Source organism: Petrotoga sp. 9PW.55.5.1 (assembly GCF_003265365.1).
GTDB lineage: Bacteria > Thermotogota > Thermotogae > Petrotogales > Petrotogaceae > Petrotoga.
On the sequence record NZ_AUPM01000071.1, the window covers coordinates 1 to 1,768 of the forward strand.

Consider the following 1,768-nt stretch of genomic DNA (forward strand, 5'->3'; position numbering starts at 1 on the left):
GGAATTTTATTTGTTATGGTGATTATGGCAGTTTCAATGTTGGCAGCAAGTGATTCAGTGACAGTTCCAGTTTATTTGAACGTACCCGAATTTGTTAGATTGAGTGTTGCTCCTGGAGATGATGGACAATTTAATTTGGCTTTTGATCTTTTAAATCCTGATGCATCAGTACAAGATACGGTGGCTCTTTTAGCTGAAGCTAATGTAGCTTATATTGTAACTTCTTCAGTTACTGAGGTTGCTGGTTATGGAGCTTGGGTTGATCCTAATGTGTTTTCTGTATCCATTGACAATTCAGTTAGTGGTTTTGGAGCTGCTGGTAGTGTAACTTTTAATACAACAGCTACTATCAACGTACTTGATAATTTAAATTTGGGATCTGTAGCAGATGGAACAAAAATTGCTGATGTAACTTTCACTATTAGTAGTTTATAATAAATAATAATGTAAATAATAAGTGCCCCCTAAGAAAGGGGCATTTTTTATATAAAAAAACCAAAACAACTAACCCGTCTGTGACCACACCCTGAAATTACCCTTCAAAAAGGGGAATTAAAATCAACACCCCTTTCAAGCGGAGAATTAAACCTTTCAAAAAAAGAATTTAAAGCCGGTCAATCAAACTTTCTTTATACAAACTGGCCACAATTCCCTAATTCAGTAACTGTTTCACCAGGTGCAAGCACTCCTGTTGAAGTTAATTTCAATATCCCCTCAAATGCTCCGTTTGGAACCTACAATTTTATTTTAATGATTACACCGCAAGTTGAAACTGGTGGCACCATAGGTATAATTATTAGGTATGCAATAAGAATTACCGTACATATACAAGGAACTACGATAACAAATATTAGTGTTGAAAATGTTGATGTCATACCAGATGATGAAGCAAGGCCTAATTTGATTTAAAATCTTCAAAAGATTATTTTATACAAAAACTTACGATTGAATATACTTCTAAATTCTGATTGTATTTTTATTAGATTTTATTTTGCTTTTATTGTAATGAGTATAATTCAAAATGAAAAGAAAGAATTTTCCTAAATTTTTCTCTTTCGAGGGAGATAAATATGAAAACGAAAATAAAAAGTTTAATAATTATATTTATAATTTTGTTTTCTACATTAGCTTTTTCTATTGAAGCAAATACTACTGTGCCTATATATTTGGAAGTTCCTGAATATCTTAAAATCGCTTATATAGGATCTGGAAGTTTGGCTCAAGGAAGGTTGGACCTTTTTGCTACTATTGAAAATAAAAATGATTGGGTAAGTGATGATCTGGATTTTATAGTTCAATCTAACATTAATTATACTTTGGAAATGAGTTTTGCCGTTGAGAGTTCTCTTACTCAAAACGATCAAAATCACATAAGGAATGCATATACTGCAAAAATAGAAGATCAATATAATAATGAAATAATAACTATAAATAAAGGTCATAACAATGACTCTTACCAGGAAAACCCTGGTATTTCAACTTATAAGTTAATTTTCGAATTATTTATTAAAAATCCGATTCTCCAAATTTCAGGCAAAATTGGGGATATGTACATAACAGTATCAAGTATCTAAAATTGTTACACAATTCTTATTGAATTTTTATTGATAATTATTTGTTTTTTATTGTTGTATTTATAATTTAATTAAAGAAGTTTAATTACAGAAATAAAATAGAAGAAAAATATAAATTTTGAGGAGGGGTATTAATATGAAAAAAGTTTTAGGGATTTTATTTGTTATGGTGATTATGGCAGTTTCAATGTTGG

3 protein-coding genes are annotated in these 1,768 nt (G+C 30.0%); all 3 read left to right on the forward strand.

Going from position 1 to position 1,768, the window contains the following annotated elements:
- Positions 1-435: hypothetical protein (locus tag PW5551_RS09865; RefSeq protein ID WP_158526186.1), on the forward strand; the 435-nt coding region annotated here is incomplete at its 5' end.
- Between the two features lie 315 nt (positions 436-750).
- Complete coding sequence (locus PW5551_RS10235) at positions 751-909, forward strand: hypothetical protein (RefSeq protein ID WP_158526187.1); 159 nt, start codon at positions 751-753, stop codon at positions 907-909.
- A gap of 161 nt (positions 910-1,070) precedes the next feature.
- On the forward strand, positions 1,071-1,574 hold the full coding sequence (locus tag PW5551_RS09870; RefSeq protein ID WP_113075607.1) for a hypothetical protein: 504 nt from the start codon (positions 1,071-1,073) through the stop codon (positions 1,572-1,574).
- Positions 1,575-1,768 lie beyond the last annotated feature (194 nt).

Coding starts and splice junctions, on each gene's coding strand:
- PW5551_RS09870 (WP_113075607.1), top strand. CDS start 1,071: ATGAAAACGAAAATAAAAAGTTTAATAATTATATTTATAATTTTGTTT.
- PW5551_RS10235 (WP_158526187.1), top strand. CDS start 751: ATGATTACACCGCAAGTTGAAACTGGTGGCACCATAGGTATAATTATT.